The sequence below is a fragment of the Hydrogenophaga sp. PAMC20947 genome (assembly GCF_004795855.1).
In the GTDB taxonomy this organism is placed as follows: Bacteria; Pseudomonadota; Gammaproteobacteria; order Burkholderiales; family Burkholderiaceae_C; genus Hydrogenophaga.
The window spans coordinates 3,505,930-3,532,389 of the sequence record NZ_CP039252.1 but is presented as its reverse complement, the minus strand read 5'-3'; the positions used below and the strand labels follow the sequence as shown (position 1 = coordinate 3,532,389).

Genomic DNA, 26,460 nt, shown 5'->3' with positions numbered 1-26,460 from the left:
ACCCACCACATTGACCCACTGCATTTCCCCTCTGCATGTCCCAACCTACATCTTCCATCGACGCTGGCAACCTCGCCATTGAAGCCCGCAAGCCGAGCTGGCACGACAGCCTGGCGGCCTTGTGGGAGCGGCGTGTCTTGCTCATGGTGTTGCTGGGGTTTTCAGCTGGCTTGCCCATTCTGCTGATCTTCTCTTCGCTCTCGCTCTGGCTCGTGGAGGCAGGGGTGGAGCGCAAGGCGGTCACCTTCTTCAGCTGGGCGGCGCTGGGCTACTCCTTCAAATTCGTGTGGGCTCCCCTGGTGGACCGCATGGCGCTGCCGGTGCTCACCGGCCTCCTGGGGCAGCGCCGCAGCTGGTTGTTGCTGGCCCAGGCCGGTGTCATCACTGCCATGGTGGGCATGGCCAATGTCAATCCCGCCGGATCGCCGGATCAATTGACCCTGATGGCAGCTTTTGCCGTGTTGCTGGGTTTTTCGTCGGCTTCGCAAGACATCGTGATTGACGCCTACCGCATCGAGCTGGCGCCGCCCGAGATGCAGGCCTTGCTGTCGTCCGCCTATATCGCGGGCTACCGGGTGGGCATGATCGTGGCGGGTGCAGGCGCCTTGTATCTGGCTTCTTATTGGGGTTCGACCAAAGAGCTCTATGTGTATGCCGCCTGGCAAAAAGCCTATTGGGTCATGGCCGCGGCCATGGGGGTGGGGGTGCTGACGGCGCTGTTCATGCCCGAACAACGCCGCCCGGCGACCGCACAGGGCGCATTGCGCGGCAATCTGCGCCTGTTCCTGGTGTTCCTGGGTGCGGTCAGCGCCTTTGTTCTTGCATTCTTTTATGCAGGTCCGTTCGCTGCGGTCCTGCAGGGTGCGCTGGGCGGTGGGCCGATGGCCACACTGCTGACGGAGGCCCTGAGGCTGGGCGGTGCGCTGGCGGTGGCCGGGGGCGCCGGCTGGGTGCTGGTGAGCCTGGGGCTGGCCGACACGGCGGTGGCCCGTGACACCTGGATCGTGCCCGTGCGTGACTTCTTCGATCGCTACGGCGCCTCTACCGCCTGGCTGGTGCTGGCGCTCGTTGGCTTGTACCGCATTTCGGACATCGTGCTCGGTGTGATCTCCAACGTGTTCTACGCGGACATGGGCTATTCCAAGATCGAGATCGCCAACGCGGTGAAGACCTTTGGTGTGCTGATCAGCATCGGGGGCGGTTTCATGGGCGGTATTCTCGCCACACGCTATGGCGTGATGCGCTGCCTGATGTGGGGTGCGGTCATGGCGGCCCTGACCAACCTGGTGTTTGTGGTGCTGGCGAAGGTGGGTTACAGCCTGCCGATGCTGTACCTGGTGGTCTCTGCCGACAACCTGGCGGCCGGGTTCGCCAGCGCGGCATTTGTGGCCTTTCTCTCCAGCCTGGTCAACGTGTCGTTCACCGCCACGCAGTACGCCTTGTTCAGCTCGCTCATGACCTTGTTGCCCAAATCGTTGGGGGGCTATTCGGGCGGCATTGTGGACGCCATCGGCTACCCGGGCTTTTTTGTGGCCACCACGTTGATGGGCTTGCCGGTGATTGTGCTGGTGTGGCTGGCCGCGCGCCGGCTGGAATTGCGCGACCCGGTCAAACGCTGAGCAGCTTCAGCAGCTCCGCCTTTTGCACCTTGCCCAGGGCTGTTTTGGGCAAGGCCTCAACGCGCAACCAGCGCCGTGGCCATTTGTAGCGCGCCAACCGGCTGTCGAGCCAGGCTTGCAAGGGTGCGGCCCAGGCGGCATCGGGCGGCGGCGTGCCTGGTTTGAGCACCACCACGGCCACCGCCACTTCGCCCCAGCGGTCATCCGCTTGCGCGACGACGCAGCATTCGCTCACCAGAGGGTGGGCCAGCAACAGGTTTTCAATCTCGGCGGGGTAAATGTTCTCCCCGCCGGAGATGATCATGTCTTTGGCGCGGCCAACGATGGTGAAGCTGCCATCGGCCGCTTGCTGCGCCAGGTCGCCTGAATGGAAGAAGCCCTCCGGGTCCAGGGCCGGGGTGTCGGGCCAGTAGTGGCGGGCGACATTGGCGGCGCGAATGCAGAGCTCGCCGATGTCGCCCGAACGCACCTTCGCGCCGATGGCGTTGCACAGTTTCACGGCCGCGCCCGGCGCTGGCCAGCCGCACGAGCCTGCGTGGTCGATCGCATGCTCGGGAGGCAGAGCGATTGAAAAGGGGCCGGTTTCGGTGCTGCCATACACGTTGCACACCGGAATGCCGCGCGCGTGAAACGCGGCGACAGGGCCCGGCGGCAGGATGCTGGACCCGGCCCACACCGCTCGCAGCGCACTGAGATCGGTCTGCTCCCAGCGGGGATGTTCGCTCAAGGCCTTGAGCGTGGCCGGTACCTGTAGCGTGAGCGTCGGGCGCTCGGTCTCCAGCGCCGTCAATGTGGCCGACGCGTCAAAGCGGGCGTGCAGCAAGACCGTGGCCCCCACCGACAGCGCAGGCAGGGTCTGGATGCACAGGCCGCCCACATGGAACAGGGGCAAGACGGTCAGCACGCTGTCGCTGTGTGTCAGCGCCTGTACCTGCGCCGCCATGGCCATGTTGGTCAGCAGGTTGCCCTGGGTGTGAACTGCCGCCTTGGGCCGGCCGGTGGTGCCCGAGGTGTAGACCAGCAGGGCGGGGGTGTCCCAGGCGTCGGCTGTGGCCGCTTCAAGCGGCTGCAACGCTTCGGTCGGCAGATCGGTGGCGGCGAGGGCGGGCACAGCGGGAGACCCGATGGGAGAAACCAGGTGAACCAGCGTTTGAGCCGCTGGCGCGAAGTGGGTGTCGTGCACCAGCAGCCGAGGCTGGCAATCGGCCCAGACGCCCGTCCACTCGGCAGGGGCCAGGCGGTGGTTCAGCGGAACCAGCAGGGCCCCCAGCCGCGCCAGCGCAAACAGCAACACCATCTGGGCCGGGTGGTTCAAACCCAGCCAGGCGACGCGGTCTCCCGCCCGTATGCCCTGCGTCCCCTGCAAATAGGCCGCGACAGCGTCACTGTGGGCGGCCCATTGACCGTACCGCATGACCAGAGGCGTTTGCCCGGGCTCGCCGGGATCGGTCCATCGCCAGGCGTCGCGCTTGAAGTGGTCCTGGGACACGCGGCGCAACATGGCGTCGAGTGAGCGGTCAGGCACGCAAAGGGGGGGTGGAGCGGAGGGCGACATTCATGTAACTTTACGCGAGGCACGCAATTGCTTCATGCGATCCTGCCAAGCTCGGGCCTCGCCCCTCAAGACCGCTACACTGAAACCATGAGTTCATCCAACCCCTCCCGATTGCTGATGATCGAAGACGACGCGCGCCTCGCGCAGATGGTCACCGATTACCTGGGCCAGTCCGGCTTCACGGTCACCCATGCCAGCGATGGCGAAGCGGGGCTGGAGCATTTGCAGTTGATGCAACCCGAGTTGGTCATCCTGGATCTGATGATGCCCGGCATTGACGGGCTGGAAGTGTGCCGGCGCATTCGTGCGTTGCCCAACGAGAATGCGCGCGTGCCCGTGCTGATGCTCACAGCCAAGGGCGACCCGATGGACCGCATCATTGGTCTGGAGCTGGGGGCCGATGATTACCTGCCCAAGCCATTTGAACCCCGGGAACTGCTCGCGCGCATCCGCGCCGTCTTGCGCCGGCGCACCGAGCCTGGACAGACTGTGTCCCGCACCACGCCGACCTTGCGTTTTGGTTCGCTGGAGATTGATCGAGATGCCCGAACGGTGCAAGTGGGCGATGCCGTCTGCGAGCTCACCTCTTACCAGTTCGACCTGCTCGTGGCCATGGCCGAGCGCGCGGGTCGTGTGCTCACCCGCGACCAGATCATGGAAGCGGTGCGGGGCCGGGAACTGGAAGCCTTTGACCGCAGCATTGACGTGCACATCGGGCGCATCCGCAACGCCATCGAAGCCGACAGCAAAGACCCCAAACGCATTCTGACAGTACGGGGTGTGGGTTATGTTTTTGCCAAGCAACAAGATTAGAAGATGGCCCACCCCTGCCACGCTCAGCGTGACCCCCTCAAGGATGCGGGACTGGCCGACCGGCAGTGCCGGACCGGCGGTGCCCTGAAGGCACGCCTTCGCGTGGGCCTCTCGCCGACTGAGTTGATCGCACAGCTATCCTCCGTGAGGTGCACATGATCGGTCGCCTGGGGCAGCGCCTGTACTTGCGCATCTGGCTGGCCGTGGTGGTGGCGGTGATGGTGCTGTCGCTGGTGGTGGGCTGGTTGTGGCGCGAGGCGCTGAGCCGGGATCGCGAAGAGCGCGACGGGCGGGTGGCCCGTGAGATTGTGCTGCGCAACAGTGTGGGCGACGTGGTGGGGCAAGCGCCGGCGCGTGCGGTGCGTGTTCCAGGCCAGGGCCTGGAGTTTCAGGTGGTGATGAACGACGGGCAGACCTTGTACGTCGAGCTGCCCCGGGTTGGGCGGACGCCAGGCGGGGTGCCCAGCCGGCGCGATCTGAATGGCACGTTTGGCTTCCTCTGGATGCTGGGCATGGTGGCGGTGGCAGTGGCCCTGGGGGCTTACCCCATCGTGCGGCGGTTGACCAAACGCCTTGAGATCTTGCAAGCCGGCGTAGAACGCTGGGGCCGGGGTGATCTCTCGACACGGTTGCACGTCAACGGACACGACGAAGTGGCCCTCTTGTCCCGGCGCTTCAACGAAGCGGCCGAGCGGGTGGAGTCGCTGCTGTCGTCACACAAGACCCTGCTGGCCAACGCCTCGCACGAGTTGCGCTCGCCGTTGGCCCGCATCCGCATGGGTCTGGAGCTGATGGGCAACGACCCTGCCCAGGCACCCCGGCGGCGTGAGATGGCCCGCAGCATTGAAGAGCTGGACCAGCTGATCGATGAAATCCTGTTGGCGAGTCGATTGGACATGCGCGATGTGAACGACGCGTCGGCCTTGGGACCGACCGAAGAAGTCGATCTCGTGGGCTTGGCGGCCGAGGAGTGTGCACGCACAGGCGCCGATCTGGACATCGAGCCCGGTGCGGGCTCGGTCTTGGTGCATGGGAATGCGAGGCTGTTGCGCCGGGTGTTGCGCAACTTGCTGGAAAACGCCCGACGGTATGGGCATGCCGACAAGGGGCCAGCAGGGGCGTCGGGCAGCGACGAGGCCGCAGTCCGGCTGCATCTGGCGTTGCGGCCTTCCGGTGGACGATCCTGGGCCGTGGTGCATGTCGAAGACCGGGGCCCGGGGGTACCCCCCGAATTGCGAGAGCGCATTTTCGAGTCGTTTTACCGCCTGCCGGGGGCCAGCGAAAAAGAAGGCGGTGTCGGTCTGGGTCTGGCGTTGGTCAGGTCGATTGCCGTGCGCCACGGGGGTCTGGTGCGCTGTGAAGCCCGTCCGGGCGGTGGTGCCCGTTTTGTGCTTGAACTGCCGGTCTGATTTCGGGAGAACAACCGCCGTTCGGCTCCATTTAGGGGGTGACTGGTGTTGCCTTTTTGGGTGTCTCTGCAACACATTGAGACGATCTCCCCCAAATGGGGGATAGCTGTTTTCTATGACGCGCTGCACAATACTTAAGTTGCTGTCACAACACAGAACTGGATTTGCCCAAGGGCGTACAGCATACGTTGGTACAACGTTTGAACAGGGTCTCCCAACGACGTCCTTCCAAGGACTTAAAGCCACCACGAGGTGGCTTTTTTTTTGGCAATACCCCTGGCTTGCGTCAGCAGTGTTGTTTCGGGGCAGGGCGTGGTTGTTCAGTGGTACAGAATGCCGCCATCGGTGACGGTCTTGCCATCTTTGCGCGCTTTCAGCGCGGGGTCCCTGTTTTTCTCGCGGCTTTGCTGGTTGGCCTGTTCGCGGGGGTGCTACAGGTGCAGAGCGGGATTGGTGCAGCGCAAGTGCCGTCTGCGCATGCCCGCGTTGTTGATGCGAAAGCCGAGCCCGACGTCTTCGGCTCTGTAGCCAAGGGTCTCGTCGAAACCGTTGACCTTGATCAGATTCAGGCGCCGGGTGGAGCTGTTGCCGCTGTTCCAGATGCGCCGGTTGCTGAAAGTGCCCAAGGCTTGTCGCTCCTGCAGCCAGGCAGCCGTGACCATTTCGCCAGAAGTGACTTGCTCCAGCGCCACCGAGTCGCTGGCGGACTGGCTCAGGCGGATCACGCAGCCTGCCCCGCGCAGGCAGTCGCGATCCAGAAAGACCAGGTCGTCAGCAGTTGGGCTGGCGATGGCCTGGTGCAGGATGCGATTCTTCGAAAACCGTGATCGGCCTGCCAGACGTGGCGCAGCTGATCACCCAGGACGGTCAACCACCGGTCGACCAAGGTCCGGGTTGCCTGGTTGGCGCCGTTGTTGGCCTCGCAGATGCGGAAGCTGTCGGTCGATACAACCACCTCGACACAGTCCGGCAATGCCGTGCCTCAGTGCGCGTGCGAGACGGTTTCGCCGGCTTTGAGGCGGTAGATGGTGCCGCAGTAAGGGCACTTGGCCTCACCCGTGTGGGCGACGTCCAGGTAGACCTTGGGGTGGCTGTTCCAGAGCTTCATGTCGGCTTTGGGGTTCGGGCAGAACACGCCGCCTTGGGGGTTGAGTTCGCTGGCTTTGAGTTCGATGGGGGGGGTGCTCATGGTGGGGGGATTCTCAGACTTTGGACAGCCAATGGGCGTAGTTGGGGTTTTTGCCGCCCACGATGTCGAAGAAGGCGCTCTGGATCTTTTCGGTGATCGGGCCGCGTGAGCCTTCGCCCAGCTCGATGCGGTCGAGCTCGCGGATCGGGGTCACTTCGGCGGCGGTACCGGTGAAGAAGGCTTCGTCGGCGATGTAGACCTCGTCGCGGGTGATGCGTTTTTGCACCACCTCCAGGCCCAGATCCTTGGCAATGTGGAATACCGTGTTGCGGGTGAGGCCGTTCAGGGCGCCGGCTGACAGGTCGGGTGTGTAGAGCACGCCGTTCTTGATCACGAAGATGTTTTCGCCCGCACCTTCGGAGACAAAGCCCGAGCTGTCGAGCAGCAGGGCTTCGTCGTAGCCCTCTTCGGTGACTTCCATGTTGGCCAGGATGGAGTTGGTGTAGTTGCTCACCGCCTTGGCCTGGGTCATGGTGACGTTGACGTGGTGGCGGGTGTAGCTGCTGGTCTTGACGCGGATACCGCGCTTGAGGCCTTCTTCACCCAGGTAGGCGCCCCAGGACCAGGCCGCCACCATGAGGTGGATGGTGTTGCCCTTGGGCGAGACGCCCAGCCGCTTGTCACCGATCCAGGTCAGGGGGCGCAAGTAGGCACTTTCAAGCTGGTTTTCGCGCACCACGGCTCTTTGCGCCTCGTTCACCTGCTCTTTGGTGAAGGGGATGGCCATGCGCAGGATCTTGGCGCTGTTGAACAGGCGTTCGGTGTGATCTTCCAGACGGAAGATGGACGTGCCGCCGTCGGCTGTTTTGTAGGCGCGCACACCTTCAAAGGCACCGCAACCGTAGTGCAGCGTGTGGGTGAGCACATGGATCTTGGCGTCTCGCCAGTCAACCATCTGGCCATCCATCCAGATTTTGCCGTCGCGGTCGGACATCGAGGGGGCTACGGGGGTCATGCGGTTTCCTTTGGGATCGGGTGCCGCCAGCGCCAGCGCTGACGTGAGCCCTCATTTTACGGTCTGGCGGGGCTTGGGACTCGTATCCTGCGGTTTGAACAGATACTTGTTCCCGGTGATCCGCCATGCCAATGCCCTCTCCCCCCATTGAACTCCACCATGCCAACTGGAGACTGCAGGTGGATCCCGCGCTGGGCGGCAGCGTGCTGGGCCTGTGGCTGGGTGGGACGCCGGTGCTGCGGCCCACCCTCGAGGCGGCAACGCATGCGGGCCAGAGCGCAGCCTATCCGTTGGTGCCTGATTCAAACCGGATTGGACGGGGGCAGATGGATTGGCGGGGCGAACGCTACAGCTTGCGCAACGGGTTCAATGGCGAAGCCCATGCCCTGCACGGCGTGGGGTTCATGCGTCCCTGGACGGTGGTGGAGCAACAGGTGGCAACACTGGTTTTGCGATTGGTGCATGCGCCCGACGAATTCTGGCCGTTTGCATTTGAGGCCGAGCAGCGCTTCGAGTTAGGCCCTGACGGGCTTCGGCTCACGATGAGTGCTCGCAACACCGATGCGCGCGTCCAACCCATGGGCTTGGGTTGGCATCCGTACTTCGTGCGGCGGTCTGGCAGTGCGCTGGACTTGCCGGTGATGATGTTCTGCCGCGCGCCCCCCAGGCGGTGCAGGGTTTGCGCGGCGCTGTCGCTGACATGCGGCTGGACCATTGTTTTGACGGGGCTGGCGCGGTGGCCCAGCTGTTCGATGCCGATTTGCAGGTGGCGCTGGAAGCCGACAGCCGGTATTGGGTGGTGTACACCCCAATGGGCGCAGCGTTTTTCTGTGTCGAACCAGTGACCCACTTGAACAACGCGGTCCAGCAAGCCGAGCCCTTGGAGCATGGTTTGGTGGCGCTCAACGCCGGGGGGGAACTGCGCTTGCACATCCATCTCAAGGCCCGCCGAACCACCCCTTGAGGGCCCAGGCCAGCGTCCCGCCATGCGTTCAACAACCGACTCTGGGTGGTGAGGGTGCGGTGGGATGCGCCGGCGCTGAGGTTGGGCAGGTAAACCTCGGCGGGCGACCCGCCGGGCGCACGGTAATGCTCGGCCAGCGCGGCTTGGCAGGGGGCGACCAGGGCATGGGGCCGGAGCGCGACCACACAACCACCGAAGCCGCCGCCCGTCATGCGCACACCGCCCCGTGCGTTTGCCCAAGCTTACGAACCGCTCTGTGGACGGGTCAGCTCCCAGCTTTGCGCTTTGCCGTGCCGGAACTCGATGCGAACCGAAGCCTCCGAAGCATCGGTCCATACAAACGTTTCAGACCCGCTGCGCGGCCCAGGCGCTTGCGGCTCTAAAGACCGACCGAGGGACCGCGTCAAGGCCGTGACATGCAGCAGGCTCATGCCTTTGGACAGCTTGGCATGCAGCATCACCGCACTGTCCACGGATCCCACGGGGTGGTGTGCGGCACGCTGCATCACTTTCATCAGGCGCGTGTAGTGCAGGAGCAACCACATCAGAAGCGCACCCGCTACGGTGGCCACCGCGACCCCTCCCCATAGTCGCCACGCGACGCCTGTGGCTGTGAGAATCAACAGGGCGGAAATCCAGATCTTTGTTTTCATTTGCGTGCTGGGCCGATCGTCGGCGCAAGCTTGTCGAGAAGAGAGTCGCTCGGTGTTCAGTGAGCCATTCAGGCCAGGCTGCGGGCCAGTTCCATAGCGTCTTCGATCCGGTCGACCCCATGGATCGTCAGACCCTCAAAGGCTTTGTCGTTCTTTTTGGGCGCATTCGCTTTGGGTACCACCGCCACACTGAAGCCGAGTTTGGCGGCCTCCTTCAGCCGCTCCTGGCCTCGTGGTGCCGGGCGCACCTCGCCCGCCAGACCGACTTCTCCAAAGGCAATGAAGCCCTTGGGCAGGGCTTTGCCACGCAGGCTGCTGGTGATGGCCAGCATCACGGCCAGATCGGCGGCGGGCTCGCTGATGCGCACGCCGCCCACGGCGTTGACGAAGACGTCCTGGTCCATGCAGGCGACGCCGGCGTGCCGGTGCAACACCGCCAGCAACATGGCCAGGCGGTCGCGGTCCAGTCCCACGCTCAGGCGTCTGGGGGACGGTCCGCCGCTGTCGACCAGCGCCTGAATTTCCACCAGCATGGGACGGGTGCCTTCGAGGGTGACCATCACGCAGCTGCCGGGCACGGGTTCCGAATGTTGGGAAAGAAAGATGGCACTGGGGTTGGACACCCCTTTGAGGCCCTTTTCCGTCATGGCAAATACGCCGATTTCGTTGACTGCGCCAAAGCGGTTCTTGATGGCGCGGATCAGGCGGAAGCTGGAATGCGTGTCGCCCTCGAAATACAACACCGTGTCCACCATGTGCTCCAGCACACGGGGGCCGGCCAGCGCACCTTCTTTGGTCACATGGCCCACGAGCACGATGGCGGTGCCGCTGGCTTTGGCCGCGCGGGTCAGGTGCGCCGCGCATTCGCGCACCTGCGCCACCGAGCCCGGTGCGCTGGTGAGCTGGTCGGAGTACACGGTCTGGATGGAGTCGATCACGGCGACCGTGGGGTGGGTGGTATCCAGTGTGGCCAGGATTTTTTCCAGCTGGATTTCGGCCAGAACGCTGACCTGAGAGCCTTCCAGCCCAAGGCGGCGTGAGCGCAGTGCCACCTGGGCGCCGCTTTCTTCACCTGTGACGTACAGCGTCTTTTGCCCAGACCGTTGCAGCGAATCCAGCGCTTGCAGCAGCAGCGTGGATTTTCCGATGCCAGGATCGCCACCGATCAAGACCACGCCTCCTTCCACGATACCGCCCCCGAGCACGCGGTCCAGCTCGTCGTGTCCAGTGGGCGTGCGCTCGACATCGGAGGCTTCGATGTTGGCCAACACGGTCACTTCAGCGGTCTTGGCCAAGGAGGCGAACCGGTTTTTGGTGGGCGCGCTGGATTCCGCCACGGATTCAATCAATGTGTTCCAGGCGCCACAACTGGGGCATTTGCCCAACCATTTTGGGCTGGTGCCGCCGCACTCGTTGCAGACGTAATTGGTTTTGTCTTTGGCCATGGGGTGAGAATACCGTGCTCCCTGATCCTTTCCCGGCCCCTCTCGCGCACCTTCATGACTTTTGATCCCCGATTTCCCCAGCCGGCCCTGGCGTTGACGCCTCAGACACCTGCCAAACCCCAGCGCACGCCTGCTGCGCGGGCTTTTCAAATCCAGCTCACCCGCATTGAAAAGCTCAAAACCCAGCTGGTGGACCTCGAAACGCTGGGGCAGCAACACCGCCTGGCCTTGAGCGAGCAGGTGGTGCCCTTGAAAACCGCCCACCGCGCCTCGCTGCGCGAAATGGTGCTGGTGCTTGATGAGCGCCTGGCGGGCAAGACCTTGAGTGCACCTTTGCGCGCGGCAGCGCAATCGATGCTGTGCTCTATGGCGCTGACCTTGGCGAAAGATGGGGATGCCGCCATGGCTACCCTGCATGATCGACACGCACCTCTGAGCCTGAGCGCTCTCCAGGCGCGCCGGGCGCAGGCGATGCGCGCTGAGTTCGAAGCAGCGTTGGGCGAACGGATGGACGACCTTCCTCCAGACGCCAGCCCGGAAGCCGTGATGGCTGCTGCCAGGGCGCGGCTGCGACAGCAGGAAGAAGACGAGGCGGCCGAGCGTGAGGCGGCGGCCGCTCGGAAAAAGGCGCGCAAGAACAAGCCCGTGGGGGTGGAGCAGGGCAAAGCGCAGGCACAACAGACCGATGCCAGCGAATTGTTGCGCGCGCTGTTTCGGCGACTGGCGAGCGTTTTGCATCCAGACCGTGAGGTCGATGAAGCTGCACGCGAGCGCAAAACCCACCTCATGGGCGAGGCCAATGCCGCCTATGCGCGCAAAGACCTGGTGGCTTTGATGCAGTTGCAGCAATCGGCCGCCTTGCAGGGGGCCGATTCCAGCGCGAATTGGGCGGACGACAAACTGGTGACCATGACGCTGTTGCTGAAAGCCCAGGTGGCCGATCTGGAGCGGGAACGCGCCGGGCGCCAGGACGCGCTGTGCCACGAGTTCCAGTTGCCCTATGGGTTGGGGGCCACCCCCAAGAACTTGCAGCGGGTGGTCATGGAGCAGGTCGAAGAGCTGGAGATGGCCTTGGCTTTGATGAAGCTAGACCTGCGGCAGGTGCAGGAAGACGCCGGCTTCAAGCGGTGGGTCAAGCAACAACAGGCAGCCACCAAACACCTGTCACGCCAAGGCTATTGATCGAGCGGTGGGTCGCATTCAGGCCGCTGGGCGGCTGTAGCTGCGCTTCACTTCAGCGATGTCCACGTCGTAGCCCGCGTACCAGCGATCGCGTCCGAGTTGCTGCGCCTCAAGGTGTTCCGCGTGCTGTTTCCAGGCGCATATGCTGGCCTCGTCGGGCCAGTACGACACAGCGATTTCATGATCGCCTTCTGTGGCGGCGGTGAAACTCAGGCAACCGAATTGCGACAGGGCCAGCTCGCGCATGCGTGCGGCCATGCTGTTGTACTCGGCATCCAACTGGCGGATATGTGCACGAAAAATCACGACGAACATGGCGCAAATCCCTTCAGCAGTTGTTCGGTGATGGCTGCGGCGCTCAGGCTGTGGCAACCCACCGCATTTTGACCCGACCAGAGCGGTGAAAACTCACCGCTGCCTTTCGCCTCCCAATGGGCTCGCAGCGGGGCCATCCCTGCGGTGGCCAACGGAAAGGCCGGAGCATCTGCACACATGCCACCCAGCTCGCGAACCACGCGGTTCACGATACCGCGCGCTGGTCTGCCCGTGAACACGTTGGTGAGTGCTGTGTGCCGCGCGGCAGGGCTTTGCAGTGCCTGGCGGTGCAGGTCGCTGGTGGTGGCTTCATGGCTGCACAAATAGGCTGTGCCCACTTGCACGCCGCTGGCCCCCAGTGCCATGGCCGCGCGCACGCCGGCCGCGGTTGCGATGCCGCCGGCGGCAATCACCGGCAACTGGACCGCCGCGACCACTTGCGGCAGCAGTGCAAAAGTGCCGATCTGGGTCGTCACATCGGTGGTCATGAACATGCCGCGGTGGCCGCCGGCTTCCAGGCCTTGGGCGATCACGGCGTCTGCACCGTGTGCTTCAAGCCACCGGGCCTCCTCTACGGTTGTGGCGCTGGCGAGCACCCGGGCGCCCCAGGCTTTCACGCGGGCCAGCACATCCTGCGCTGGCAAGCCGAAATGAAAGCTGACGATTCTGGGCCGATAGGGTTCGATAAGGGCGGCCACCGCATGGCTGAAGGGCACGCGGCCCGGCCCCGCAGGCACAGCGCCAACGTCCAACCCGGCTTCTGCATAGAAGGCTGCGAGTGCCGCTCGCCACCGGCTGTCTCTCGCCGCATCAGGTTCGGGTGGTGTGTGGCAGAAAAAATTGAGGTTCACCGGCCGCGATGTGCCGGTATGCAGGGCGGCCAACTCGCGCGCCAGGGCGTCGGGCGTGAGCATGGCGCAAGGCAGGGAGCCCAGGGCGCCGGTGGAGGACACGGCAAGGGCCAGCGCTGAGCCCTGCACGCCCGCCATGGGCGCCTGGATCAAGGGGTGCTCGATGTCGAGCAGGGTGGTCAAAGGGGTCCTCATGTCGCCATTGTGCCGGGCGAGCGATGGACTCGGGGCAACAGGGTTTCCCACGGGAAAACCCCCGTATGACTGGCTTCAGAAAATCATTTAACATATTAAATAATATGAGCGCTGCAACCCCCTTTGTTCACCGCAACCTGCCGCGCCTGCTGCTTGAAGCGCGTGAGGCCGTGATGCAGCACACCCGGCCCAGTCTGCGCGAGCATGGGCTGTCGGATCAGCAGTGGCGCGTGTTGCGTGTGTTGGGCGAGCACGCCGGCGATCCCGCAGGGGTCGAAACCGGGCGCATTGCACGCGAAGCCTTGCTGCTCGGGCCCAGCCTCACGGGGGTGCTCGCGCGCATGGAACGCGACGGATTGATTCAGCGCGAGCGTTGCCCGCAAGACGCGAGGCGCACCGTGGTGCGCGCCACCACCGCGGGGCTGAAGCTGGTGCGCAACCTCTCCACCACCATCGAAGCCCACTACGCCTGGATGGAAGAGCGCCTGGGTGAAGCGCAGCTGGCGCGGCTGTATGTTTTGCTTGACCGCGTGATTGCGCTGGAACAACCCCTCGAAATAGAAAGTGAGCCCGCCGAATGAACACCCACCTGGCCCACCACTGGAGCCCCAGTGGCACCGTTTACGGAACGCTGCTCAATTTCCAGCGCGAACACGCGCTGTGGGCTCCCCGCATGCAGGAATCGCCGTACAAAGCACCCCCTCAGGCGCCGGTGCTGTACGTCAAGACCGCGAACACTTTTTTGCCGTCAGGTGGTCTGGTGGTGCTGCCACCGGGCGCCGATGTATTGGCCGTGGGCGCCACGATCGGGCTGGTGATGGGTGAGCCCCTGCCCGGCTGTTCCAGGCCGAGCCTGAGTGCGCTGGCCGGCTGTGTTTTGCTTAACGACTGGTGTGTGCCGCACGACAGCTACTTCCGACCACCGGTGAAGACCCGGTGCGCCGATGGCCTGCTTGGCGTGGGGCCAGCGTTGGTCCGCATGCCGGTGGCCTTGGATGCCTTGCAAATCGAGGTGCGCATCAATGGGGTTTGGAAACAGACGGTGACCCTGGCTGATCTGGTGCGACCGGCCGCTCAACTGTTGGCCGATGTCGGCGAGTTCATGATCCTTCTGCCAGGCGACGTGTTGATGCTCGGAACCGATTGTCTGGAAGACGGCGGCCGTCCGTTGGCAAAAGCCGGTGACACCGTCGAAATTTCTGCAGCCGGATTCAAGCCGGTGGTGCACACCGTGGCAAAAACCTTGGGAGAGACCGCATGAAGCGCGCACGCATTGCCTGGGCCGGTGCTGTGCACAACGCGGTCGAAAAGGATGGGCAACTCGAATTGCTTACCCCTGCGTTTGCGGGGCGCCGTGTGAACTTTGATGATGTGGTCTGGCTGCCACCTCTCGCGCCAGTTTCGCGCCCGCGCACCATCCTTGCGTTGGGGCTCAACTACGCCGACCACGCCAAAGAGCTCGAGTTCAAACCGCCGGTTGAGCCCTTGGCTTTCCTCAAGGGCGAAGCGTCTTTGATCGGTCACCGCGCCTTCACGGTGCGGCCCGATGGCGTGAAGTTCATGCACTACGAATGCGAACTCGCCGTGGTGATGGGGCGCGAAGCCAAAAACGTGAAGAAGGCCACCGCGCTGGACTTTGTGGCCGGGTACACCGTGGCCAACGACTACGCGATTCGCGACTACCTGGAAAACTGGTACCGGCCCAACCTGCGCGTAAAGAACCGCGATACCTGCACCCCCCTTGGCCCCTGGCTGGTGGACGCGGCCGACATTCCCGATCCGCAAGCGCTGGCGCTCAAGACCACGGTGAACGGCCAACTCACGCAGCAAGGTCAAACGAATGACATGATTTTCGATGTGGCGACGCTGATCGAATACTTCAGCGCCTTCATGACGCTGATGCCCGGGGACCTGATCCTGACAGGTACACCGGACGGCGTGGTCGATTGCCTGCCAGGTGACGTGGTCGTGACTGAAATCGACGGCATTGGGGCTTTGCTCAACACCATTGCGTCGGCGCAAATGGGGTCGGGTCTCACTTCAAGAAACTGACCCGGACGGAGAAAACCCCCTCATCGAAATCGGGCTCTGACCCCGTTTTCGGCCTGAACGGAGAAAGACATCCTATGAAAATCAATCACCTCATCAATGGAAAATCGGTTGCCGGCAGCAGCTATTTCGAAACCGTCAATCCCGCTACGCAGGAGGTGCTCGCCGAGGTCGCTGCAGGCACCGAGGCAGAAGTCAACGCCGCTGTACAAGCTGCGAAAGACGCCTTCCCCGCTTGGGCGGGCCTGCCCGCCACCGAGCGCGCCGAAAAAATCCGCGCGCTCGGTGACTTGATCGCCCGACACGTGCCCGAAATCGCGCAAACCGAAACGCAAGACACCGGGCAAACGATTTCCCAAACCGGCAAACAACTGATTCCCCGCGCGTCCGACAACTTCTCGTACTTCGCCGAGATGTGCACCCGCGTGGACGGTCACACCTACCCCACGCCCACGCACCTGAACTACACGCTGTTCCACCCGGTCGGTGTGTGCGCGCTCATCAGTCCGTGGAACGTGCCTTTCATGACCTCGACCTGGAAGGTCGCACCGTGTCTGGCCTTCGGCAACACGGCGGTGTTGAAAATGAGCGAGCTCTCGCCGCTCACCGCAGCACGCTTGGGCGAGCTGGCGTTGGAGGCGGGCATCCCGGCCGGCGTGCTCAACATCGTGCACGGCATGGGCAAAGAAGCGGGCGAACCGCTTTGCGCCCATCCTGATGTGCGTGCCATTTCTTTCACCGGTTCCACGGCCACGGGCAACCGCATCGTGCAAGCCGCGGGCCTGAAAAAATTCAGCATGGAGCTGGGTGGCAAGAGCCCCTTCGTGATCTTTGACGACGCCGACCTGGACCGCGCGCTGGATGCTGCGATCTTCATGATCTTCAGCAACAACGGTGAGCGCTGCACGGCGGGCAGCCGCATCCTGGTGCAGCAAAGCATCTACGCAAACTTTGTGGCGAAGTTCAGCGAGCGCGCCAAGCGCATCGTGGTGGGCGATCCGATGAACGAGTCCACCACCGTTGGGCCCATGATCAGCCCGGCCCACCTCGCCAAGGTGCGCAGCTACATCGAGCTGGGTCCGAAAGAGGGCGCCACGATGGTGTGCGGCGGCATCGACCGGCCCAGCTATGCGCCGGAACTGGCGGCCAGCGTGCAAAAAGGCAATTTCGTCTGGCCGACCGTGTTCGCCGATGTCGACAACCGCATGCGCATCGCGCAAGAAGAAATTTTCGGCCCCGTCGCGTGCCTGATTCCTTTCATAGACGAGGCCGATGCCATCGCGAAGGCCAATGACATCGCCTACGGACTGTCCAGCTACGTGTGGACCGAAAACATCGGCAAGGCCCACCGCGTGGCTGCCGCTGTCGAAGCCGGCATGTGCTTTGTGAACAGCCAGAACGTGCGCGATCTGCGCCAACCCTTCGGCGGCACCAAAGCCAGTGGCACGGGGCGCGAAGGCGGCACCTGGAGCTACGAGGTATTTCTGGAACCCAAGAACATTGCGGTGTCGATGGGTTCACACCATATTCCACATTGGGGAGTCTGAACATGGGCAAGCTCGCACTGGTCGGCAAGATCACCCACGTTCCTTCGATGTACCTGAGCGAGCTGCCTGGCCCACGCCACGGCACGCGGCAAGCAGCCATCGATGGCCATCTGGAAATTCGCCGCCGCTGTCTGGAGCTGGGCGTGGACACCATCGTGGTGTTTGACACCCATTGGTTGGTCAATGCGAATTACCACATCAACTGCGCCGAGCACTTCAAGGGCAACTACACCAGCAACGAGTTGCCGCATTTCATCAGCAACATGGCCTATGAAATTCCGGGCAACCCGGTGCTCGGCAAGCTGCTTGCGCGGGTGTGCAACGAGCATGGTGTTGAAACGCTGGCCCACGATGCCACCACACTCGCCCCCGAGTACGGCACCCTGGTTCCCATGCGCTACATGAACGCCGATCAACATTTCAAGGCGGTCTCGGTGTCGGCCCTTTGCACTGTGCACTACCTCAACGACAGCGCGCGTTTGGGCTGGGCCATGCGCAAAGCGGTGGAAGATCACTACGACGGCACCGTGGCTTTCCTCGCCAGTGGCTCATTGAGCCACCGCTTCGCGCAGAATGGCCTGGCACCCGATTTCGCACACCGCATCTGGAGCCCCTTTCTCGAAACCTTGGACAAACGTGTGGTGGAGATGTGGGAGCAGGGTGAGTGGAAAGACTTCTGCGAGATGCTGCCTGAATACGCGGCCAAGGGCCACGGCGAAGGCTTCATGCACGACACCGCCATGATGTTGGGCGCGCTTGGGTGGAGCGAGTACCAAGGCAAAGGTGAAGTGCTCACCCCGTACTTCGGCGCGTCGGGTACAGGGCAGATCAACGCGGTGTTTCCCGTCGAGCCGGTCAGCGGCTCGGCCATTCCGCCTGCCCAAGCGTCGCGTGCCGACGGGTACACCTCAGTCGCCACCCGGCTCTGAAAGCGACGCCTTCCATGCCCCATCTCGTCATCCTCTACACCCCCAACCTGGACAAGCCTGCAGCAGAGGGCGGCGTTGACATGAGCGGTTTGTGTCGTGCTTTGTGTGATGCCATGCTCTCGGTGCGCGATGAGCAAGACCGTCAGGTCTTCCCCACAGGCGGCACACGGGTGCTGGCCTACCCGGCCGCACATTTTGCGCTGGCCGATGGCGGTGCGGCCGGTGAGGCTGCGGGCAAGGGCGGTGACTACGCTTTCGTGTACATGAACCTGCGCATGGCCAAGGGCCGCAGCGCGGCGGTGCACCAGCGCGTGGGCGAGGTGCTCGACGCCTGTGTCAAAGCGCGATTCAGCGCACAGCTCGCTGAACGGCCCATCGGCATCACTGTGCAGGTGGACGAAGGCCATGAAGTCGCTGATACCAAAAACAGCTCCCTGCATCCGCTATTTCAGAAGAAGGATTGACCCCCATGTTCAGCCCCGAACTCATCGCCGAACTCGCCGCCGAGTTGCAACAGTCGCAACGTTCGCGCACCCCGGTCGAGCATTTCTCCAAACGCCACCCCGGCATGAGCATTGAAGACGGCTACCGCATTGGCCGCGCCTGGGTCGAGCTGGAAAAGTCAGCCGGGCGAAAGGTCATCGGCCACAAGATCGGTTTGACCAGCCGCGCCATGCAGATCAGCAGTCAGATCGACGAACCCGATTACGGCACGCTGCTGGATGACATGCTTTACACCGCGCAGGCGGGCCAGGTGCTGGACATTCCCATGGCGAACTTCATCGCGCCGCGCGTGGAGGTGGAGCTGGCCTTTGTGCTCAAGGCGCCGCTGGGCGGGCCGAATGTGACGGTGGAAGATGTGCTGGATGTCACCGACTACATCACACCGGCCATCGAAATCATCGATGCTCGCATCGAGCAGTTCGACCGCCACAGCAAAGCCATGCGCAAGGTCTACGACACCATCAGCGACAACGCGGCCAACGCCGGCATCGTGGTGGGCACGGGGGACCCGGCTTTCAGGGTTGATCCACGGGCCATCAACCTGCCGTGGTGTGGCGCCATCCTGCGGCAAAACGGCATGGTGGAAGAAACCGGTCTGGCGGCGGGCGTGCAGGGTGACCCGGCCATTGGCATCGCCTGGCTGGCCCACAAGCTCGCGCCCTGGGGCGAACGGCTGGAGGCGGGTGAAATCGTGCTCGCCGGCAGCTTTACCCGCCCTGTGGCGGCCAAAGTCGGTGACGCTTTCGAGGCCGACTACGGCCCCCTCGGCTGCCTGAAGTTTCGATTTGTTTGAAAGCCTAATGATGAAAACCCCAATCAATCCATTCAAGCAGGCTCTGGCTCAGCGCCGTGCCCAAATCGGCCTGTGGGTCGGACTGGCCAGTGGCCTCAGCGCCGAGATCTGCGCGGGCGCTGGTTTTGACTGGTTGCTGATCGACGGTGAACACGCACCCAATGGCCTGCAAGATTTGCTCGGCCAGGCGCAGGCGATTGCCGCCTACCCGGAGACGAATGCGATTGCCCGTGTCCCGACCGGCGACGCGGTCCTGATCAAGCAATACCTCGACGTGGGCCTGCAAACCCTGCTCGTTCCCATGGTTGACACGGCCGAAGAGGCGGCTCAGTTGGTGCGGGCTTGCCGCTATCCGCAAGACGATGGCCAAGGCGGCATCCGTGGCATGGCGGGAGGCCGGGCCTCGCGCTGGGGGCGCTTCCCGAACTACGCCAAAGAGGCCAATGAGCAAGTGTGTCTGCTGGTGCAGGCAGAGACCACCGAAGCCCTGAACAACCTCGATGCCATTGCCGCCACGCCAGGTGTCGACGGCGTTTTCATCGGCCCCGCCGATTTGTCCGCCTCCATGGGCCACGTGGGCAATCCGGGGCACCCCGATGTGCAAGCGGCCATCGAAGACGCGATCGCGCGCATCCTGCATGCGGGCAAAGCGCCAGGTATCTTGACCAGCGACGAAGCCCAGGCCAAACACTACATGGCACTGGGTGCGGTGTTTGTGGCCGTGGGTCTGGATACGCAGATCCTTGCGCGCCAGACCAGCGCGCTGGCTGCGCGCTTCAAGGCAGAAGCCCGCCTTGCTGCTGAACTGCCCAAGGGCAGCGTGTACTGAACTGAGAACGGAGATCGACATGAATGCACCGAAGCTTATTGAAACCCCTGCGCCAACGGGTATGCACCCCGATGAATGGGCCACGCGCCTGGAGCTGGCCGCCTGCTACCGTGTGTTCGATCACCTGGGTTGGACCGAGCTGATCTACAACCACATCACACTGCGGCTGCCCGACAGCGTGAGTGGGGATGACAAGCAGTTCCTGATCAATCCGTTTGGGCTCCATTACTCGGAAGTCACCGCCAGCAACCTCGTCAAGATCAACCTGCAAGGTGAGGTGCTGGACGGTTCCAGGCACCCGGTCAACCCGGCGGGCTTTGTGTTGCACGCCACCATCCATGGCGGCATCGAGGGCGCGCACTGTGTCATGCACACCCACACCACCGCGGGGGTCGCGGTGGCCAGTTTGCAGGGGGGCTTGCAGCAAACGAACTTCTACAGTGCACAACTGCACGGCATGCTGGCGTACCACGACTTCGAGGGCATCACCATCCATGCAGAAGAAGGCCCGCGAGTGATCGCAAGCATAGACAAAAAACCCGCGGTCATACTGCGCAACCACGGGTTGTTGAGTTGGGGTTCCAGCGTGCCACACGCCTTCGCGATTTTGTGGACGTTGCAACGCGCCTGCGAAATCCAGTCCGCAACCCTGGCCATGGGCGCGCCCATCGAAGTGCCCGAAAACGTCGCATCGAAATGCACGCGGGATTCCCTGCAGTTCGATCCAAGACACGGTGCAGGCCGTGATGTGTTCAATGCACTGGTGCGGCAAGTCGACCGCATTGATGCCAGTTACAAGGTTTGAAACGATGAGTGAATTGAAACTGGATCGCGTCGCGATCGTGGGCGCTGGCGCCATTGGCGGCTGGATGGGCGTGCATCTGGCGCAGGTCGGGTGTGAGCTCAGCGTGCTGGCGCGTGGCGAAACACTCTCGAGTTTGCAACGTGATGGTCTGGAGCTTCGCTCGGGCGAGGCCACCGTTTCGGTACCGGTTCGGGCGTCGAACGATGCGGCTCAATTGGGTGTTCAAGATCTGGTCGTGATCGCCGTGAAGGCCCCTTCACTGGCATCCGTGGCGGCACAAATTGCACCCCTGGTGGGGCCAGATACGATCGTGCTCACCGCCATGAACGGTGTGCCCTGGTGGTTCCTCGATGGCTTTGGTGGCGCACTCGCCGGCAAGGCCTTGGCCTCGGTTGACCCTTCCGGGGAAATCGCGAAGGCGATTCCCACGAAGCATGTGCTGGGCTGCGTGGTGCACGCCAGCTGCTCCTTGGACGCGCCCGGTGTGGTGCGCCACCACTTTGGTGATGGCCTCATCGTGGGCGAGCCTGGCGGCGGTGTCAGCGATCGGGCGCAGGCGTTGGCTGCATTGCTGCAGAAGTCCGGATTCAAGGCCACGGCTTCCCCGCAAATTCAAAAAGACATCTGGTACAAGCTTTGGGGCAACATGACCGTCAACCCCATCAGCGCGTTGACCGGTGCCACGACCGATCTCATCCTGGGTGACGACCTGGTGCGGGGCTTTGTGTCTGCCGTGATGCTGGAAGCCAAGGCGATCGGCGAGCACATCGGCATACCGATCGATCAGCAACCTGAAGACCGGCACGCGGTGACCCGCAAGCTGGGGGCTTTCAAAACCTCGATGCTGCAGGACGTGGAGGCCGGCAAGGCCTTGGAGCTCGATGGATTGGTGAGTGCTGTGCGCGAGTTGGGCCAGCTCACCGGCGTGGCCACGCCGTTCACCGACGCCCTGCTGGGTTTGAGCCGCCTGCAGGCACAGACGCTGGGTCTTTACCCGAAGAGTCCCAGCGCCTGAGGCCAGCGGGCCAGCCGCCGGGCCGCCCCAAGGCAGGCCCAGCCCCTTCGGGGGGCAGCGACCCGCAACGCGGTGGAGCGTGTGGGTGTTAGCTAGAACGGGCCAGCCGCCGGGCCGCCCCAAGGCAGGCCCAGCCCCTTCGGGGGGCAGCGACCCGCAACGCGGTGGAGCGTGTGGGTGTTAGCTCAAACGGGCCAGCCGCCGGGCCGCCCCAAGGCAGGCCCAGCCCCCTCGGGGGGCAGCGACCCGCAACGCGGTGGAGCGTGGGGGTGTTTATCCGGCCAGCGCCGGAAAGAGCTTCATCAGTCCAGCGGCCATGACCTCGACCGATAGCGCAGCCAAAATCAAACCCATCAGACGCGTCATCACGTTGATCCCGGTCTGACCCAGAAATCGGGCGATGGGTTTGGCCAGCGCGAAGCACACCGCAGTCGCCAGCGCAATCACTACCCCGTAGCCCACCAGAGCGGCGTGCTGGAAGAAGGTTTTGGCCTGGTCGGCGTAAATCACCACCGTGGACATCGCGGCAGGTCCGGTGAGCAAAGGGATGGTCAGCGGAACCACGGCCACCGAGGTGCGGGCGGCGGACGCGTCGTCCATTTCTTCCTGGGTCACCTTGGCTTCCGCAGGCTGCGCGTTGAGCATGGAGAGTGCCGAGGTCAGCAGTAGAAGGCCCCCCCCGACTTGAAAACTGGCCAATGAAATGCCAAAAAATTCGAGAATTTGCAGACCAAGAATCGCGCAGATCGCGATCACGACGAAGGCGCTGAAGGAGGCGGTGAGGATAGTGCGCTTGCGCTGCGCGGAGCTGAATCCCTGCGTGTAGTGGATAAAGAACGGCACGATCGCCAACGGGTTGACGATGGCCAGCAGGGTGATGAGGGGCTTAAAATCCATGTGCGCGATTGTGGGGCATCGCGGTGCATGGGGTGCCTCAATGAAGCGGGTTTGTTGCCCGCACTTTTCAGTCGGCGGTTATTGCGGCTATCAAAGCTTGTCCGGTGAACGGCGGCGAAACATGCCGTAACCCTCCATGTGCAACACCTTGTCGCCCTGCTGGTTGAACATCTCCCACACCGTGCGCACCAGGCCCACATCAGGCCTTTTGCTCATGGCGCGCTTCTCGGTGATGGTGTGTTGCAAACGCAATACGTCGCCGGGGTAGACCGGCTTGGTCCATTTCAAGTTTTCCAATCCCGGCGAACCCAGGCTTGAGCTTTCATGCAAGAAGTTGGTCACCATCAAGCGCATGGCCATGGCACAGGTATGCCAGCCGCTGGCGCTCAAGGCGCCGAACACCGAGGCCTTGCCGCCTTCATCGCTGAGGTGAAAGGGTTGTGGATCGAACTGGCTGGCGAAACTGATGATCTCTTCGCGGGTGGGCGAAACCGTGCCGAGGTCCCGGGTCTGACCGATTTCAAGGTCTTCCCACCAGAATTTGATGTGGGGGCTTTGTTCAGGGGTGGTGGCGGTCATTGGATGTCTCCAGATCAGCGGCCGCCCGACACGTCGAGCAGGCTCATGGTGGTGTAGCTGGCGGCGTCCGACAACAGCCAGACGATGGACTGCGCCACTTCGTCTGCGGTACCTCCGCGTTGCATGGGCACCAGGTGTTGCAAGTCTTTCACCCGATCCGGCAAGCCGCCAGAGGCATGAATATCGGTGTCGATCAAGCCCGGGCGCACGGCATTGACGCGGATGCCTTCGGCCGCGACTTCTTTGGCCAGGCCGATGGTGAAGGCATCGACCGCGCCTTTGGCCGCCGCGTAGTCCACGTATTGGCCAGGCGAGCCCAGGCGCGAAGCGGCGCTGGACACGTTGACGATGGCGCCACCTTGGCCGCCATGGCGGGTGCTCATGCGCCGCACGGCTTCGCGCGCGCAGAGCATGGAGCCGATCACGTTGATGTCGAACATGCGGCGCCAGCGCGCCACGCTCATTTCATCGATGCGCGCGCTCACATCCACCACGCCCGCGTTGTTGACCAAACCGCTCAGCGGACCGAGCTTGGCATCAATCTTTTTGAACATGGCCAGCACCTGCGCCTCGTCGGCCACGTCCGCCCGAATGGCCATGGCGGTCCCGCCATCGCCACGAATGGAGCGCACCACTTCGTCGGCCGCCAGCGAGTTGGTTGCGTAATTCACCGCCACGGACCAGCCCGAGCGCGCCGCCAGCAGGGCTGTGGCCGCGCCAATGCCTCGGCTGCCACCGGTCACCAACAGTGTTTTATTCATAACCCGTCTCCTGCAAAAGCCGCGCTCACCGGTTACAACCTAGGGCGCGGCGACGTTGTTCAAGCTCCAGCTTACCGTCCCTCACCCCAATTGGAGAATCTCATGCGTCACACAGTGGACTACTATTTCGCCCCCAACAGCCCTTGGACTTACCTGGGCCACGCGCGGCTGGCAAAGATGGCGGCCGCCCGCGGCGCCACCGTGCGGGTTTTGCCGGTGAACCTGGGCGATGTGTTTTCAACCTCGGGCGGCTTGCCCTTGCCCCAGCGTGCGCCGCAGCGCCAAGCCTACCGATTGGTGGAACTCAAACGCTTCAGCGAAGCACTGGAAATGCCGCTGAACGTGCAGCCCCAGTTCTTCCCGGTGGCCGCTGACGACGCGGCGCGCCTCATCGTCGCCGCCGAAATGACCAAAGGCAGCAACGCCGCCATGGCGCTGACGGGTGCCATATGCACGGCTGTCTGGGTTCAGGAGCGCAACATCGCCGATGCCGCCGTATTGGGCGAATTGCTGGCCGAGTGCGGGCTGGACGCTGGCTTGCTGCAGCGCTCGCAGGAGGCCGATGTGCAGGCCCGTTATGAACAGAACACCCAGGCCGCCAAAGACGCCGGGGTGTTTGGCGCGCCCAGCTACGTGATCGACGGTGAGCTCTTCTGGGGCCAGGACCGGCTGGACTTTGTGAAGCGCCGCTTGCACGCCTGATCATCCGTTTTCATTTCATCGCCGACAGGAGACCACCATGGGCCACCCCACCACGCTCACCGCCGCCGACGGCTTTTCTTTTCCTGCCTACGTGGCTGAGCCCGCTGGGTCGCCCAAGGGCGGCATCGTCTTGTTGCAGGAGATCTTTGGTGTCAACAGTCATATCCGCGCTGTGGCGGATAGTTATGCCGCCGAAGGCTACCGAGTGGTCGCGCCCGCCACCTTCCACCGCGTCCGGCCCGATGTGGCCCTGGGGTACACCGAGGCTGATATGGGGGAGGGGATGGGCCTCAAGACGGCGGTGGAAGCCCTGCCTGCACCTGGTGTCCTGCAAGATATCCAGGCCGCCATCGTGGAGGCGGCCAAAGCGGGGAAAGTGGGCATCGTAGGCTATTGCTGGGGCGGCCTGTTGACGTGGCGCTCGGCTTGTACATTGACTGGCTTGTCAGCCGCTGTGCCGTACTACGGCGGCGGCATGACGGCGGGTGGCGAAGCCGTGCGCCAGCCGCAGGTCCCCGTGCTGGCGCATTTCGGCGATCAGGATCACTGGATTCCCCTGGAAACCGTGGAGTCGTTTCGACAGGCGAAGCCCCAGGTCGAGGTTCACGTGTACGCCGCCAACCATGGTTTCAACTGTGACCAGCGGAAGTCCTACAACGAAGCTGCGGCCCAGTTGGCACGTCAGCGCACGCTGGCATTCTTCAAACAGCACCTCGCTTGAGCGACCGAAGCGGGCAGGGGCCGTCTTTGCCTTTCACGCGCGGCCCTCCGGATCAACGAGCCGAGCGTTCCAGGTAACGCTTGCGCCAGAAAAACACGCTCAGTCCCGCTGCGGTAAAGACCATGGTGCCCATGGCCCACCAAAAGCCGCCCTGGCGGTGAACCAGGGGAATGAACTCAAAGTTCATGCCGAAAATGCCGGCGATCAGGTTCAGCGGCAGAAAGACGGCCGTGAGCACCGTGAGCGTGCGCATGATGTCGTTGGTGCGGTTGCTTTGCAGGGAAAAGTGCATTTGCACCGCAGCCTCGGCGTTCTGCTCCAGCCGGCGCACATGGTGCACCACCCGTTCAATGTGCTCCAGCACATCGCGGCTGCGAACGCGCAACAACTCCAGGCCCCGCTGGCCACCCGTGTCGTCATCGGCTTCCCAGCTCGAGAGCGATTCAATCCAGTCCAGCACCGCCGAGTGCTGGTCTTCGCAAATGTCGTCGAGCTGGTGCAACGACATGCGGGCGTCGAGCAGCGCAGACCAGTTCAGGAATCTCGCCCGGGGCTTGAGCAGCTCGGTTTGCCAGTGGTCGAGTTGCCGCGTGAGTTCGCGGCGCAAATCCAGGTAGCCGTCCACCATGTGGGTCACCACACGCAACATCAAATCGGCCGGGCTGGCGGGCAAGTGGTTCCCCGCGCTGCGCGTACCCGCGTGAGGGGTCGCCAGACTGGGCGCCGACAGCATGCGCTGCGCGTAATGTTCCAGCACCGCGCAACCCGCCGGATGCACGGAAAGAACCACCTTGTCGAAGACCGCGAATCCCACCGGGCTGGTGTCAATGCGCCGCAAAACCGGGGGGCCACCGCGACGCAGAGGCTGGTTGAGCGGGGTGCCTGGGGCAGCCAGATCGGCCTCGGTCTGGCCTGCCGTCAGGCGCCGAAACACCAGCACATCGTAGTCCGATGTGTAGTCAAAGTGCGATGGCAGCTGGTTGTTCAGCAGGTCCGACGTGTGCAGATCGAGCAGTGTCCGTCCGGTCACCGCCTGCAACGTGTTCTGGATGTGGGTCAACTCGACTTCGAACTCGCGCCGCCCACAGGCGATCCAGATAAAACCGTGGGCTGGCGCTCGCTCAGGGCACCCGGGGAGCTCGGTGACGCCATGGGGCTGGATGTGGAAGCAACGCAAGTGGGTG

Annotated in this window: 29 protein-coding genes; 17 read left to right on the top strand and 12 right to left on the bottom strand. The window is 63.5% G+C overall.

The features are described from left to right. Positions 1–35 precede the first annotated feature (35 nt). Positions 36–1,619 (top strand): MFS transporter, encoded by a 1,584-nt coding sequence (locus E5678_RS16210; RefSeq protein WP_210731930.1) that lies wholly within the window; start codon positions 36–38, stop codon positions 1,617–1,619. Here E5678_RS16210 and E5678_RS16205 read toward each other — a convergent pair. Then, entirely contained in the window at positions 1,609–3,144 is a 1,536-nt protein-coding gene (locus E5678_RS16205; RefSeq protein ID WP_168708585.1) for an AMP-binding protein, read from the bottom strand. The genes E5678_RS16210 and E5678_RS16205 overlap by 11 nt on opposite strands. Before the next feature lie 117 nt (positions 3,145–3,261). On the opposite strand from E5678_RS16205, the gene E5678_RS16200 reads away from it, so the two are divergent. Both E5678_RS16200 and E5678_RS16195 read left to right on the top strand, forming a co-directional pair. After that, on the top strand, positions 3,262–3,987 hold the full coding sequence (locus E5678_RS16200; RefSeq protein WP_136179480.1) for a response regulator transcription factor: 726 nt from the start codon (positions 3,262–3,264) through the stop codon (positions 3,985–3,987). Positions 3,988–4,142: 155 nt separating this feature from the next. After that, complete coding sequence (locus tag E5678_RS16195) at positions 4,143–5,396, top strand: ATP-binding protein (protein ID WP_136179479.1); 1,254 nt, start codon at positions 4,143–4,145, stop codon at positions 5,394–5,396. 431 nt (positions 5,397–5,827) lie between these two features. Here E5678_RS16195 and E5678_RS16190 read toward each other — a convergent pair whose 3' ends face one another. The 3 genes from E5678_RS16190 to E5678_RS16180 all read right to left on the bottom strand — a co-directional run bounded on the left by E5678_RS16190 (position 5,828) and on the right by E5678_RS16180 (position 7,540). Beyond that, the gene (locus E5678_RS16190; RefSeq protein ID WP_136179478.1) at positions 5,828–6,121 is read right to left on the bottom strand and encodes a hypothetical protein; all 294 of its coding nucleotides are present in this window, start codon (positions 6,119–6,121) and stop codon (positions 5,828–5,830) included. 257 nt (positions 6,122–6,378) lie between these two features. Next, a complete protein-coding gene (locus E5678_RS16185; RefSeq protein ID WP_136179477.1) occupies positions 6,379–6,585 on the bottom strand; it encodes a zinc-finger domain-containing protein in 207 nt (68 codons plus the stop codon). 13 nt (positions 6,586–6,598) lie between these two features. Then, entirely contained in the window at positions 6,599–7,540 is a 942-nt protein-coding gene (locus E5678_RS16180; protein WP_136179476.1) for a branched-chain amino acid transaminase, read from the bottom strand. Positions 7,541–7,665: 125 nt separating this feature from the next. Between E5678_RS16180 and E5678_RS16175 the strand changes: the two genes are divergently transcribed. After that, on the top strand, positions 7,666–8,385 hold the full coding sequence (locus E5678_RS16175) for a hypothetical protein (RefSeq protein ID WP_136179475.1): 720 nt from the start codon (positions 7,666–7,668) through the stop codon (positions 8,383–8,385). A 361-nt stretch (positions 8,386–8,746) separates the two neighbouring features. Here E5678_RS16175 and E5678_RS16170 read toward each other — a convergent pair whose 3' ends face one another. Further along, positions 8,747–9,157, bottom strand: coding sequence for a glycerate kinase (locus tag E5678_RS16170; RefSeq protein ID WP_136179474.1), 411 nt, complete (start codon positions 9,155–9,157; stop codon positions 8,747–8,749). A gap of 68 nt (positions 9,158–9,225) precedes the next feature. Further along, on the bottom strand, positions 9,226–10,602 hold the full coding sequence (gene radA / locus E5678_RS16165; protein ID WP_136179473.1) for a DNA repair protein RadA: 1,377 nt from the start codon (positions 10,600–10,602) through the stop codon (positions 9,226–9,228). Positions 10,603–10,656: 54 nt separating this feature from the next. Between radA and E5678_RS16160 the strand changes: the two genes are divergently transcribed. Further along, a complete protein-coding gene (locus E5678_RS16160) occupies positions 10,657–11,784 on the top strand; it encodes a hypothetical protein (RefSeq protein WP_136179472.1) in 1,128 nt (375 codons plus the stop codon). 18 nt (positions 11,785–11,802) lie between these two features. Here E5678_RS16160 and E5678_RS16155 read toward each other — a convergent pair whose 3' ends face one another. Next, positions 11,803–12,099, bottom strand: coding sequence for an antibiotic biosynthesis monooxygenase (locus E5678_RS16155; RefSeq protein ID WP_136179471.1), 297 nt, complete (start codon positions 12,097–12,099; stop codon positions 11,803–11,805). Then, positions 12,087–13,145, bottom strand: a complete 1,059-nt coding sequence (locus tag E5678_RS16150) for a nitronate monooxygenase (protein ID WP_136179470.1) — start codon at positions 13,143–13,145, stop codon at positions 12,087–12,089. The genes E5678_RS16155 and E5678_RS16150 overlap by 13 nt, the downstream gene beginning before the upstream one ends. A gap of 104 nt (positions 13,146–13,249) precedes the next feature. Here E5678_RS16150 and hpaR point away from each other — a divergent pair, with 104 nt between their 5' ends. From hpaR to E5678_RS16100, 10 genes are all read left to right on the top strand, one after another. Beyond that, complete coding sequence (hpaR, locus tag E5678_RS16145) at positions 13,250–13,726, top strand: homoprotocatechuate degradation operon regulator HpaR (RefSeq protein ID WP_136179469.1); 477 nt, start codon at positions 13,250–13,252, stop codon at positions 13,724–13,726. Continuing rightward, the gene (locus tag E5678_RS16140; RefSeq protein WP_136179468.1) at positions 13,723–14,406 is read left to right on the top strand and encodes a fumarylacetoacetate hydrolase family protein; all 684 of its coding nucleotides are present in this window, start codon (positions 13,723–13,725) and stop codon (positions 14,404–14,406) included. The genes hpaR and E5678_RS16140 overlap by 4 nt, the downstream gene beginning before the upstream one ends. Continuing rightward, positions 14,403–15,197 (top strand): fumarylacetoacetate hydrolase family protein, encoded by a 795-nt coding sequence (locus tag E5678_RS16135; RefSeq protein WP_136179467.1) that lies wholly within the window; start codon positions 14,403–14,405, stop codon positions 15,195–15,197. The genes E5678_RS16140 and E5678_RS16135 overlap by 4 nt, the downstream gene beginning before the upstream one ends. Positions 15,198–15,271: 74 nt before the next feature. Continuing rightward, the gene (gene hpaE / locus E5678_RS16130) at positions 15,272–16,741 is read left to right on the top strand and encodes a 5-carboxymethyl-2-hydroxymuconate semialdehyde dehydrogenase (RefSeq protein WP_136179466.1); all 1,470 of its coding nucleotides are present in this window, start codon (positions 15,272–15,274) and stop codon (positions 16,739–16,741) included. A 2-nt stretch (positions 16,742–16,743) separates the two neighbouring features. Then, positions 16,744–17,670: a 3,4-dihydroxyphenylacetate 2,3-dioxygenase gene (gene hpaD, locus E5678_RS16125; protein WP_136179465.1), complete on the top strand. Its 927-nt coding sequence runs from the start codon at positions 16,744–16,746 to the stop codon at positions 17,668–17,670. A 14-nt stretch (positions 17,671–17,684) separates the two neighbouring features. Continuing rightward, the gene (locus E5678_RS16120) at positions 17,685–18,134 is read left to right on the top strand and encodes a 5-carboxymethyl-2-hydroxymuconate isomerase (protein WP_136179464.1); all 450 of its coding nucleotides are present in this window, start codon (positions 17,685–17,687) and stop codon (positions 18,132–18,134) included. A 5-nt stretch (positions 18,135–18,139) separates the two neighbouring features. Further along, positions 18,140–18,967 carry a 2-oxo-hept-4-ene-1,7-dioate hydratase gene (gene hpaH / locus E5678_RS16115; protein WP_136179463.1) on the top strand — a complete coding sequence of 276 codons (828 nt, stop codon included), beginning with the start codon at positions 18,140–18,142 and terminating at the stop codon, positions 18,965–18,967. Positions 18,968–18,977: 10 nt separating this feature from the next. Beyond that, positions 18,978–19,796: an aldolase/citrate lyase family protein gene (locus E5678_RS16110; RefSeq protein ID WP_136180819.1), complete on the top strand. Its 819-nt coding sequence runs from the start codon at positions 18,978–18,980 to the stop codon at positions 19,794–19,796. Positions 19,797–19,815: 19 nt separating this feature from the next. Beyond that, positions 19,816–20,601 (top strand): class II aldolase/adducin family protein, encoded by a 786-nt coding sequence (locus E5678_RS16105; RefSeq protein ID WP_136179462.1) that lies wholly within the window; start codon positions 19,816–19,818, stop codon positions 20,599–20,601. 4 nt (positions 20,602–20,605) lie between these two features. Next, positions 20,606–21,616: a 2-dehydropantoate 2-reductase gene (locus tag E5678_RS16100; RefSeq protein WP_247596803.1), complete on the top strand. Its 1,011-nt coding sequence runs from the start codon at positions 20,606–20,608 to the stop codon at positions 21,614–21,616. 273 nt (positions 21,617–21,889) lie between these two features. On the opposite strand, the gene E5678_RS16095 is transcribed toward E5678_RS16100, so the two are convergent. The 3 genes from E5678_RS16095 to E5678_RS16085 all read right to left on the bottom strand — a co-directional run bounded on the left by E5678_RS16095 (position 21,890) and on the right by E5678_RS16085 (position 23,853). Beyond that, positions 21,890–22,513 (bottom strand): MarC family protein, encoded by a 624-nt coding sequence (locus E5678_RS16095; protein ID WP_136179461.1) that lies wholly within the window; start codon positions 22,511–22,513, stop codon positions 21,890–21,892. A gap of 90 nt (positions 22,514–22,603) precedes the next feature. After that, positions 22,604–23,092 (bottom strand): MaoC family dehydratase, encoded by a 489-nt coding sequence (locus E5678_RS16090; RefSeq protein ID WP_136179460.1) that lies wholly within the window; start codon positions 23,090–23,092, stop codon positions 22,604–22,606. A gap of 14 nt (positions 23,093–23,106) precedes the next feature. Further along, positions 23,107–23,853, bottom strand: coding sequence for an SDR family oxidoreductase (locus E5678_RS16085; RefSeq protein ID WP_136179459.1), 747 nt, complete (start codon positions 23,851–23,853; stop codon positions 23,107–23,109). A gap of 102 nt (positions 23,854–23,955) precedes the next feature. Between E5678_RS16085 and E5678_RS16080 the strand changes: the two genes are divergently transcribed. Together E5678_RS16080 and E5678_RS16075 are read left to right on the top strand one after the other, a co-directional pair. Then, the gene (locus tag E5678_RS16080) at positions 23,956–24,555 is read left to right on the top strand and encodes a 2-hydroxychromene-2-carboxylate isomerase (protein WP_136179458.1); all 600 of its coding nucleotides are present in this window, start codon (positions 23,956–23,958) and stop codon (positions 24,553–24,555) included. Between the two features lie 37 nt (positions 24,556–24,592). Then, positions 24,593–25,276, top strand: a complete 684-nt coding sequence (locus tag E5678_RS16075; protein WP_136179457.1) for a dienelactone hydrolase family protein — start codon at positions 24,593–24,595, stop codon at positions 25,274–25,276. A gap of 52 nt (positions 25,277–25,328) precedes the next feature. On the opposite strand, the gene E5678_RS16070 is transcribed toward E5678_RS16075, so the two are convergent. Continuing rightward, positions 25,329–26,453: a magnesium transporter CorA family protein gene (locus E5678_RS16070; protein WP_136179456.1), complete on the bottom strand. Its 1,125-nt coding sequence runs from the start codon at positions 26,451–26,453 to the stop codon at positions 25,329–25,331. Positions 26,454–26,460: the final 7 nt, after the last annotated feature.

Excerpts from the sequence above, each read along its gene's own strand:
- E5678_RS16210 (WP_210731930.1), top strand. The coding sequence starts at position 36 with ATGTCCCAACCTACATCTTCCATCGACGCTGGCAACCTCGCCATTGAA.
- E5678_RS16200 (WP_136179480.1), top strand. The coding sequence starts at position 3,262 with ATGAGTTCATCCAACCCCTCCCGATTGCTGATGATCGAAGACGACGCG.
- E5678_RS16195 (WP_136179479.1), top strand. The coding sequence starts at position 4,143 with ATGATCGGTCGCCTGGGGCAGCGCCTGTACTTGCGCATCTGGCTGGCC.
- E5678_RS16185 (WP_136179477.1), bottom strand. The coding sequence starts at position 6,585 with ATGAGCACCCCCCCCATCGAACTCAAAGCCAGCGAACTCAACCCCCAA.
- E5678_RS16180 (WP_136179476.1), bottom strand. The coding sequence starts at position 7,540 with ATGACCCCCGTAGCCCCCTCGATGTCCGACCGCGACGGCAAAATCTGG.
- E5678_RS16175 (WP_136179475.1), top strand. The coding sequence starts at position 7,666 with ATGCCAATGCCCTCTCCCCCCATTGAACTCCACCATGCCAACTGGAGA.
- E5678_RS16170 (WP_136179474.1), bottom strand. The coding sequence starts at position 9,157 with ATGAAAACAAAGATCTGGATTTCCGCCCTGTTGATTCTCACAGCCACA.
- radA (WP_136179473.1), bottom strand. The coding sequence starts at position 10,602 with ATGGCCAAAGACAAAACCAATTACGTCTGCAACGAGTGCGGCGGCACC.
- E5678_RS16160 (WP_136179472.1), top strand. The coding sequence starts at position 10,657 with ATGACTTTTGATCCCCGATTTCCCCAGCCGGCCCTGGCGTTGACGCCT.
- E5678_RS16155 (WP_136179471.1), bottom strand. The coding sequence starts at position 12,099 with ATGTTCGTCGTGATTTTTCGTGCACATATCCGCCAGTTGGATGCCGAG.
- E5678_RS16150 (WP_136179470.1), bottom strand. The coding sequence starts at position 13,145 with ATGAGGACCCCTTTGACCACCCTGCTCGACATCGAGCACCCCTTGATC.
- hpaR (WP_136179469.1), top strand. The coding sequence starts at position 13,250 with ATGAGCGCTGCAACCCCCTTTGTTCACCGCAACCTGCCGCGCCTGCTG.
- E5678_RS16140 (WP_136179468.1), top strand. The coding sequence starts at position 13,723 with ATGAACACCCACCTGGCCCACCACTGGAGCCCCAGTGGCACCGTTTAC.
- E5678_RS16135 (WP_136179467.1), top strand. The coding sequence starts at position 14,403 with ATGAAGCGCGCACGCATTGCCTGGGCCGGTGCTGTGCACAACGCGGTC.
- hpaE (WP_136179466.1), top strand. The coding sequence starts at position 15,272 with ATGAAAATCAATCACCTCATCAATGGAAAATCGGTTGCCGGCAGCAGC.
- hpaD (WP_136179465.1), top strand. The coding sequence starts at position 16,744 with ATGGGCAAGCTCGCACTGGTCGGCAAGATCACCCACGTTCCTTCGATG.
- E5678_RS16120 (WP_136179464.1), top strand. The coding sequence starts at position 17,685 with ATGCCCCATCTCGTCATCCTCTACACCCCCAACCTGGACAAGCCTGCA.
- hpaH (WP_136179463.1), top strand. The coding sequence starts at position 18,140 with ATGTTCAGCCCCGAACTCATCGCCGAACTCGCCGCCGAGTTGCAACAG.
- E5678_RS16110 (WP_136180819.1), top strand. The coding sequence starts at position 18,978 with ATGAAAACCCCAATCAATCCATTCAAGCAGGCTCTGGCTCAGCGCCGT.
- E5678_RS16105 (WP_136179462.1), top strand. The coding sequence starts at position 19,816 with ATGAATGCACCGAAGCTTATTGAAACCCCTGCGCCAACGGGTATGCAC.
- E5678_RS16100 (WP_247596803.1), top strand. The coding sequence starts at position 20,606 with ATGAGTGAATTGAAACTGGATCGCGTCGCGATCGTGGGCGCTGGCGCC.
- E5678_RS16095 (WP_136179461.1), bottom strand. The coding sequence starts at position 22,513 with ATGGATTTTAAGCCCCTCATCACCCTGCTGGCCATCGTCAACCCGTTG.
- E5678_RS16090 (WP_136179460.1), bottom strand. The coding sequence starts at position 23,092 with ATGACCGCCACCACCCCTGAACAAAGCCCCCACATCAAATTCTGGTGG.
- E5678_RS16085 (WP_136179459.1), bottom strand. The coding sequence starts at position 23,853 with ATGAATAAAACACTGTTGGTGACCGGTGGCAGCCGAGGCATTGGCGCG.
- E5678_RS16080 (WP_136179458.1), top strand. The coding sequence starts at position 23,956 with ATGCGTCACACAGTGGACTACTATTTCGCCCCCAACAGCCCTTGGACT.
- E5678_RS16075 (WP_136179457.1), top strand. The coding sequence starts at position 24,593 with ATGGGCCACCCCACCACGCTCACCGCCGCCGACGGCTTTTCTTTTCCT.